Raw genomic sequence first — 8,643 nt, 5'->3', positions numbered from 1 at the left:
TCGGCGTCCAGGTCAACATCGACGACTTCGGCACCGGCTACTCGTCGCTGAACTACCTCAAGCGGCTACCGGTGACCACGCTGAAGATCGCCCGTGAGTTCGTCTCCGGACTGGGGGTGGACCCGCACGACTCCGCGATCGTGGCCGCCATCATCGCCTTGGCCCGGGCCCTGGACCTGCACGTGATCGCCGAAGGCGTCGAGACGCCCTACCAGCTCGAGGAGCTCCGCCGGCTGGGTTGCGACGCGGCACAGGGATACCTGTGGACACCACCCCTGCCCGCCGAGCAGGCCCAGCTCTGGGTCGACCACGGACGCTCACCCACCACCGCCCCCAGCCGCAGGGCCTAATCAGCCGACGCCGAAAGGGAGTGAGCGGCGCTGAGGACGCAGCCACCAGAGACAATATTGTCGCCGGGCGACACTGCTCAGCCCCGGCGCGGGCGTGGGTCTCGAAGGCGCCCGGCACCAACCGGGGGGCAACGGGGGTGCGGTTGTCGCCGGCGGCACTACGGGAGTTCGCCACAGCCATTGCCGTGGGCACCCCCGTCGACTTCCCCTGACACCCACCACGAAGACTGCCCACACCCCACGCAAACCAGGACGAACATTGACGCAGGTGTGTGCCTAAATCATTCGTTTTAGACACAGGGCTTGTTATGAAACATCACTTTTGGAACGAGGTTCAGGGCGGCGCGGGTGGGCGGCGGCCGTGATGATTCGTTCGACCGCGGTAGCGAGTGCTCGCGACCCGTGCCCGGTTCGATCGCTGCCACGCAAATGAAGGCAGCAGGCCGTGCACGCCATCCGGTTACGGTGACCGCTCCAGGGCCTACAGACGTTGAAGCCCACGAAGCGCCTCGCGCGCGCTTAGGAGAGACGTTTGTGACGACCGAGGTCGGGGCGCCCGTCCAGATGTCCCAGCAGCAGCTCGAGGCCACCCTGTGGAGGGCGGCGAACTCTCTGCGCGGCCCCGTCGACCCGGGCGACTTCAAGGCCTACGTCTTCCCCGTGATGTTCTACAAGTGGATCTGCGACACACACGACTTCCACCACGTCCGGGCCGTTGCGGATTTTGGCGACGACCTGACCCCCGCCATCGAGGCCGACTACCAGCCGTTCGTCGTGCCACCAGGGTCGGCTTGGACCGACATCCGAAACACCGCCGTGAACGTGGGGTCGAAGCTCGCCGACGCGCTGCACCGACTGCAGCTGACGAACCCCAACCTCGTCGGGGTGTTTGGCGACGTGAACTGGGCCAACAAGGACCGGCTGCCTGAGACCGCGTTGGCGGCGCTGCTGGACACGTTCCATGAGGTGCGGCTCGATCCTGCCCACGTCAGCGGCGACATGCTTGGGGCGGCGTACGAGTACCTTTTGCGGGAGTTCGCGGAGGCCTCCGGGAAGAAGGCCGGCGAGTTCTTTACCCCCCGCCACGTCGTTCACCTACTGGTGAGGATCCTTGACCCGCAACCTGGGGAGTCGGTGGGAGACCCAGCGTGCGGTAGCGCCGGGATGCTTGTGGAGACGGTCAATGCCGTCCGCTCAGCTGGCGGGGATCCGCGCACCCTCACCTTGTACGGGCAGGAGGTGAACCTGACAACAGCCGCTATCGCGAAGATGAACTTGTACCTGCACGGGCTGGAGGACTTCACCATCGTCCGGGGCGACACCTTCCGGGAGCCGAAGCTCCTCGACGGGGCTGCACTGCGCAAGCTGTCCTGCACCATCGCGAACCCACCGTTCTCCCTACAGAACTGGGGGGCAGCCACCTGGGCGAAGGACCCCTACAACCGTGTCGTTTGCGGGGTGCCGCCGGCGAACAACGGCGACTACGCCTGGATCCAGCACATGATCGCCACGATGGATCCCGATGTCGGCCGAGTCGGAGTGGTCATGCCGCACGGCGTGCTGTTCCGCGGTGGCAAGGAGGGCGCGATCAGGCAGTGCCTAGTGGAGAAGGACCTCCTTGACGCCGTCATCGGGCTTCCCAAGAACCTCTTCTACTCCACGAGCATTCCGGTGTGTCTTCTCATCTTCCGCGCGAAGAAGACCCCGGAGCGAGCGGGCAAGGTCTTCTTCATCGTCGCCTCCGCGCGGTACCAGCCGGGCAGGAACCAGAACCTCATGTCGGAGAGGGACGTCGACGCCGTCGACGCCGCCTACAAGCTCGGCGAGGACCGCGACGGTGTCGGTGGCCTGCACCTGCGCATGGTTGACGTCGCGGAGGTCGAGGCGAACGGGTTCGACCTCAACATCGGCCGCTACGTCCGGACCGAGCAGGCTGCTGAGGTCGATGTCGAGGCTGCACTGGCTGCCTACCAGGACTCGCGTGCGTCCCTGCGTGCGGCTGAAATGGACTTGGACCGCAAGCTGAAGGCAGCGGGCTTCGATGCGTGAGGGTTGGCGGGTTGGAATCTTTAGCGACGTCGTCGAAATCGACATCCAGAGGGTTGATGTGGTGCCAGGGCGCGAGTATCCCATCGCCGGGGTTCTCGGGTTCGGTCGAGGGTTGCTCTACCGGACCCCCGTCAACTGCGGATCCACGAACTACAAGCAGTTGAATCGCGTTCGCCCGAACCAACTCGTGTACAGCAAGCTCAAGGCATTTGAGGGGGCAATCACGGTTGCCCCGCCCCAACTCACGGAGTCGTACGCGTCTTCTGAGTTCCCAACCTTCACGTGCAGCGGGTCGATGTTGCCCAGCTACCTGCGTCTCGTTAGCCAGCGCCCGAGTGTCTGGGATGCTCTTGCCGCTCAGTCAAAGGGGGTGGGTGGGAGGCGCGAGCGCCTCCATCCCCGCGACCTTCTGTCCTTGGAACTCGTCATCCCTCCCGTAGATGAGCAGCGCCGGATAGCGAGCCTGATAGGCGCCCTCGATGCGGTGATGACCCACGCGGAGGTCCACCACGCCGCACTGGCAATTCTCCTCAAGAGGCGGCGCTCTGCTCTGTTTGAAGGAACTATCACGCGCCCTGCTCGGGAAGTGTTCGACATTCTGCTGGGACTTCAGCGGTCACCCGCGCGAGCCGCTGGACCGCACCGAACTCCCTATCTGCGCTCGGCCAACGTGTCCGCTCGCGGACTACGGCTGAAGGACGTGAAGTCAATGTCGTTCGAGCCTTCTCAACAGGCGAAGTACGCACTGAGTTCTGGCGATGTGCTCGTTACGGAGGGCAGTGCAAGTGTGGACGCGGTGGGAGCTGCCAGCGTGTATCACGGCGAGCTCCCGGGAACCGTTTGCTTCCAGAACACCCTCTTGCGGTTCCGTCCGATAGAGGGCGTTAGCACGCCCGCGTTCGCCGCTCAGTGGTGCGCTTGGGCGTATGAGTCTGGTGCCTTCAGGGAGGCAGCAAGTGGGACCAGTATCAAACACGTCGGAGCTCGTGGCGCAGCAGCAATGCCGGTGGCCGATGTGTCGCACCATGCCCAGAACGACATGACATTTGCCCTTGTTCTGGCTGAGAAAGCAGTTCGTGCTGCCGAAGAAACATTGCAACGGCTGCGCGATCTGCGGGCAAGCCTGCTCATCGCGCTGCTGTCCGGTGCGCACGAGATCCCGGACACCTACGACCACCTGCTGGCAGGGTGATCGGGGTGCCGGGGAGCAAGCTCAACGAGACGACGACGACGCAGGCGTTCGTCATTGACCGGCTGGTCAAGCAGGGTTGGCAGCACGTGCCCGGTCCGCAGTTGTCCCGCGCCCATGAGGACGTGTTTCTCGAGTCTGAGCTCCTTGCCGCCCTGGTCCGGCTCAACCCGCACGCCGCCGATGACCCGGAACAGGCGCGGCAGCTGCTGGTGCAGCTACGCACCCTGTCCCTGTCCGCGGTGCATGACGGCCTCGTCGAGACCAACCAGCGTTTCACCACCTGGCTGCGAGGGCTGCACTCCCACGACTTCACTGGACACAACCGCAGCGAGCCCGTCCACCTCATCGACTTCGCTGACCTTGCCCGCAACACTTACGTCGTCTCCGACGAGGTGACCTTCGGCGCTGGGGCGAACAAGTCCCGCTTCGACATCGTCCTGTGGGTCAACGGCATCCCCATCGCGGTCGGTGAGACGAAGGACTCCGCTACCGCCGGAGTGTCCTGGTTCCACGCCGCGAAGGACATCCACGAGACCTACGAGCCGACCCACCCCCAATTCTTCGCCCCGACCGTCCTGTCGTTCGCCACCGAGGGCAAGCAGCTGCGCTACGCCGGGGTGCGGACCCCGCTGCAGCACTGGGCGGCCTGGGACGTCTCGCACGCACCCCCCGGCCAGCACGGGTGGGACCGGGTCGACCGCAGCGTCAGTACCCTGCTGTCTCCAGCGACTCTGCTCGACATGTTGTCCGGGTTCTCCGCCTTCGAGACCACCCGCACAGCCACCGGGGCCGCGGTCTTAATCAAGGGCCTCGCCCGCTACCCGCAGTACGAGGCGGTCAAGCTCATCGTGGAACGGGTCCGGACCGCGGACCGCAACCGCGGCCTGATCCACCATACTCAGGGCTCCGGTAAGACCCTCGCCATGACCTTCGCCGCCGCCCAACTGATGAGTGACGCCGCCCTCAACAACCCAACCGTTGTCCTCGTCGCCGACCGGGTGCAGCTGGTCGAGCAGACCTACGCCCAGTTCCGCTCCGCCGGGATGCCCAGTCTCACGGTCCCCAGCACCGCGAGCGCTCTGCGAGGGCTGCTCGCCGGCGACCGGCGGGGAATTATTTTTACCACTGTCCATAAGTTCGCTGGGGCCGGGCTGTTGTCCGAGCGGGACAACGTCATTGTGTTGATCGACGAGGCCCACCGCACTCAAGAGGGCGGTCTCGGGCAGGCCATGCGAGTGGCGCTGCCCAACGCCACGTTCTTCGGGCTAACCGGCACCCCCATCGCGACGCTGGACAAGAACACCTACGACCTATTCGGCCACCCTGACGACCCGAACCACACCCTGCACTCCTACACCTCCGACCGGTCTATCGCCGACGGAATGACGGTGCCCATCCACGTCGCCGCCCGCCTCGTAGAGTTCCAGCTCGACAAGGCCGCACTCGACGAGGCATTCGACGGCATGCTCGCCGAGGAGGGCCTGGGTGAGGAGGAACGGGAGTACCTCACCCGCAAGGTAGGTCGCGTCTCCACGTTTTTCGCCAACCCCGAACGCATCGCCAAGGTCAGTACCGACCTGCTGAACCACTTCTACGCCACCGTTGACCCGCTCGGGCTCAAGGCCCAGCTCGTTGTCGCCGACCGGAACCTGTGCGTGTTGTACGCCGAGCAGCTCACCACGCTGCTCCGGGCCCGGGCCGTTGAGGCCGGGCTCGACCCGGCTGAGGCCGACGAGGTCGTGGTCGTCATGAGCGTGCAGCCGAAGGATCGCGATGTGTACCTGCCCTACAAGCTGACCGACGAGCAGGAGAGCCGGCTGCTGGACCGGTTCCGCACCTTCGGCGACCGGCTGAAGTTCCTCGTCGTAACTAGCAAACTCGGCACCGGCTTCGACGCCCCCATCGAGGGCGTGCTCTACCTCGACAAGCCGTTAAAGCTGCACACCCTGTTCCAGACCATCACCCGTACCAACCGCACCTGGAACCACCCGGTGTCCGGGCAGCCCAAAACACATGGGCCCGTCGTCGACTACGTCGGCCTCGGCGACGGCTACGCCCGGGCGATGGTGCCCGCCGACCCCGACGCCCAGCGTCGACACATCGAGCTCGACGGCCTCATCGACACCTTCGAGGCCGAGCTTCTCCCCGTGTTGGATCTGTTCAACGGCATCGACCGGACCAAGCCGGGCTACGAGATCCTTCAAGGAGCGAACGAGCGTTTGCCCACCGCCGCTGCCCGCGACCGGTTCGCGGTCCACTTCGGCCTCCTCGAGGGCATTTGGGAGACCGCGTCACCGCACGAGCGCCTCACCCCGCACCGGGAGGTCTATGGGTTCCTCGCCAAGGTCTACGAGAACGTCAAGCCGCCGTCGGCCGAGCTCGACCTGCTGTGGCACCGGCTCGGTGTGAAAACCCTGACTATGGTCCACTCTCACATCGGACCGGTCACCGTCACCAGTTCGGCCAAGGAGGCCGTCGTCGCAGACTCCGGCACCATCCAGGCCCTGCTGGATGACCCGGAGTTCGCGACCATCCAGGGTGAGGTTCAGGACCGTTCCGCCCAGCAGGTCCTGGACTCCATCACCAAGCGGCTGCAGGCCCGCATCGACGGCGCCACCGGTGACCACGACGTGTGGCGCTCCCTCGCCGAACGCCTCGACCAGCTCCGGGAGCGGGCCATCGGCCAGGCCCAGGTCGCGCTGGACTGGCTGCGGGACCTGCTCGTCGCCGCCCGCGACATCACCGTCGCGGAGAAGGCCGAGGACCGGGGCGGGCGCAACGGGCTCGACGCCCTACCCCCGCTGACCGACCCGCACGTTGGCGCCCTGACGCAGATCTTCCAGGAGTACGCCCCAGCGGACACCCCGGTCCTCATCGGGCGCATCGTCGAGCAGGTCGACGCCATCGCCAAGCAGGTCTGCCACCCCGGCTGGGTGTCCAGGCCGTCCTCGACCCGCGATGTCCGAATCGCGCTGCGCAAGACCCTCAAAGTGAACGGTCTGCAGCACGACGGCGACCTGTTCGACCGGTCGTACGCTTACGTCGAACAGCACTACTAACTCAAGCAGACGAGTTCGACCCAGCCGGTTCATGGTTAGCCGGAAGAGCGGGTGGGCAGCAACCTCGGCGCGAACCTTCGTCAAATACTTGGGACCTCCTGCCGCGCAAGCGCCTTTGCTAACAGCATTGCCCTGACCGTTCTGATTTCCCCCTTGGACTGCAGATGCCGATAGTCCACGAAGCAGTGGCCGGGGGGCCACTGCGCTAAGCCTGGGGGCGGGGTCGATTGCGAGTCATCAACAGCACGCAGGCCCTCGGTCTCGACTTCTTGGACAGTCACGGCCCAAACGCCGAGCGAGGGGGATTTCGCATTGGTGGTGTGGTGTTGCCTGGCCAACTTGGCTGTGGTCTTACTTTCACGGCTGTATGACGCCATACCGTTGTCTGCATCCACGGGCTCGAATGCCTTGCTGGATGGCCGTCGGTTCACTTCATCCCAGGTGTGGATTGTAACTTGGCGATACAGCAACTCTTGCTGATCCGCCATCAAGTACTCCCCCTTCCGAAGCGCAAAAGATGTCAAGTCGGTCACGCTAGTGCACCTCGAAGAAAGTCAACGGCGGCACGGATATTCCGGGTTTCTAACTCATCGGTAGCGCGGACTTCGGGGTTCAAACGAAAGAGTGAGTATTCGATCTCAGGATTTACTTCGACACTGATCACTCTCTGGATGCTTGCCCATTCGACAAGTACTCCTCCGTTTTCGGATGGAAAAATCCCCGGGTAGTTGTCCACGGTAACCTCCAACTGGCGCAGAATCTCTCGGACTGCATCCAGCGCGGCAAAGGCTATGGCCTCGCCAGTACCCTCCGACCAACCTGCCTGCAACGTCGCCAGCTCAATAAGGCGCCGAGTCCAGGGTTCCCGTTCTGATTCGAACAACTCGACGCTCTCCACGTCGACGATTCGAGCTAGCTGACCGTTGGCGTCAGCCGCGATGTATGCGATGACCCGGGCGACTGGCGCAACGGTGCTGGCGTTCAACACCGCCTTGATGTCATCTGTGAGGTCGGGGTTTGTGTAGGTACCCTGTACCTCGCGGCCGTTAAGGTCTGTCAGCGTGAACTTCCAGTGGTTTGCGTCGAGAGCAGTGAGTCTGCCTACCAGCGCACGGGGATCCTCGTCAGCAACTGCACGTTTGCGGGTTGGTGCCTTAGGGAAGCGTACGGTCCGGATCTCTGGTGTGTAACGAATAACCGCTGGCGTTTTGGGCCTGAACTCAATGGCTTCGCCCGCTTCGAGGGTGCTGCCGAAGTCCCGAAAATCGGGCAGTTTCGTGACCCACGCGGAAACCTCCTCCTCTTCACCCGCGATGATGGCCTCGAAGGCTTTATCAACAGACTCTGCGGCGTGATCAAAGTAAGTGTCGTACGCACTGTTTGAGACTCGTTCCAAAACCGGCGTGGCACTGCCATCTTCTACGTCGACGATAGACAACTGAAACTGATCGCGGAAAAACCTGGGCAAATTCTTTTCGGGGTTTTGAGTCTTCCATTGTTGAGCGGCTACCTCAATAACTAGGCGCTCGTACCGTTGCAATTCTGGCGTTACGTCTACCGGTATGCGCTTGCCAGTAAAGCGGTCCCCATCGAGTCGGATCCGCGTACGACGTCGGGTCTGCTGGTTCGCTGTGTCTGTGTCTGTGCCTGTGCCTGTGCCTGCGCCTGCGCCTGCGCCTACGACAGCGCTGTCAGCGCTGCCAGCGCTTTCGTCAGGCAACCCGCTTTCTTCGTCGCTCACGCTTGGAGGGTAGGCCGGGCAGAGGGCCTTGCGCTGCATGTCGGGCCAGACACGGCGTGAGCACGGCACCCGACTCACTCTAAGTTGGGCATTCGGGCAGTTGCTCAAAATCGCTCGGTTGTGAAACACCGCGGGGGGTGCCTGCTCAGCCACGTGGTCGCGAGTGCCTGGCGTTAACGTGGCGGCGTGGTCACGGTGGGTTGTCGACCACTTCGAGGCAGACCCGGACGAGGGGCGCGTGCCGCGACACCC

The 8,643-nt window shown here is 64.1% G+C and carries 6 protein-coding genes; 4 read left to right on the top strand and 2 right to left on the bottom strand.

What is annotated here, in order from left to right:
- From H7290_RS09715 to H7290_RS09700, 4 genes are all read left to right on the top strand, one after another.
- The coding region (locus H7290_RS09715; RefSeq protein ID WP_290513815.1) for an EAL domain-containing protein at positions 1-350 on the top strand (350 nt) is incomplete at its 5' end.
- Positions 351-884: 534 nt separating this feature from the next.
- A complete protein-coding gene (locus tag H7290_RS09710; protein ID WP_290513814.1) occupies positions 885-2,399 on the top strand; it encodes a class I SAM-dependent DNA methyltransferase in 1,515 nt (504 codons plus the stop codon).
- A gap of 415 nt (positions 2,400-2,814) precedes the next feature.
- Positions 2,815-3,591: a hypothetical protein gene (locus H7290_RS09705; RefSeq protein WP_290513813.1), complete on the top strand. Its 777-nt coding sequence runs from the start codon at positions 2,815-2,817 to the stop codon at positions 3,589-3,591.
- A gap of 5 nt (positions 3,592-3,596) precedes the next feature.
- The gene (locus H7290_RS09700) at positions 3,597-6,650 is read left to right on the top strand and encodes an HsdR family type I site-specific deoxyribonuclease (protein ID WP_290513812.1); all 3,054 of its coding nucleotides are present in this window, start codon (positions 3,597-3,599) and stop codon (positions 6,648-6,650) included.
- An 80-nt stretch (positions 6,651-6,730) separates the two neighbouring features.
- On the opposite strand, the gene H7290_RS09695 is transcribed toward H7290_RS09700, so the two are convergent.
- Together H7290_RS09695 and H7290_RS09690 are read right to left on the bottom strand one after the other, a co-directional pair.
- Positions 6,731-7,183: a hypothetical protein gene (locus H7290_RS09695; protein WP_290513811.1), complete on the bottom strand. Its 453-nt coding sequence runs from the start codon at positions 7,181-7,183 to the stop codon at positions 6,731-6,733.
- Complete coding sequence (locus H7290_RS09690) at positions 7,180-8,391, bottom strand: hypothetical protein (RefSeq protein WP_290513810.1); 1,212 nt, start codon at positions 8,389-8,391, stop codon at positions 7,180-7,182. Before H7290_RS09690 ends, H7290_RS09695 begins: the two co-directional genes overlap by 4 nt.
- Between the last annotated feature and the right edge of the window lie 252 nt (positions 8,392-8,643).

It is taken from the genome of Aeromicrobium sp. (assembly GCF_014378035.1).
Taxonomy (GTDB): domain Bacteria; phylum Actinomycetota; class Actinomycetes; order Propionibacteriales; family Nocardioidaceae; genus Aeromicrobium.
The sequence above is the reverse complement of the archived record's forward strand: the minus strand, read 5'-3'. Positions and strand labels throughout refer to the sequence as shown.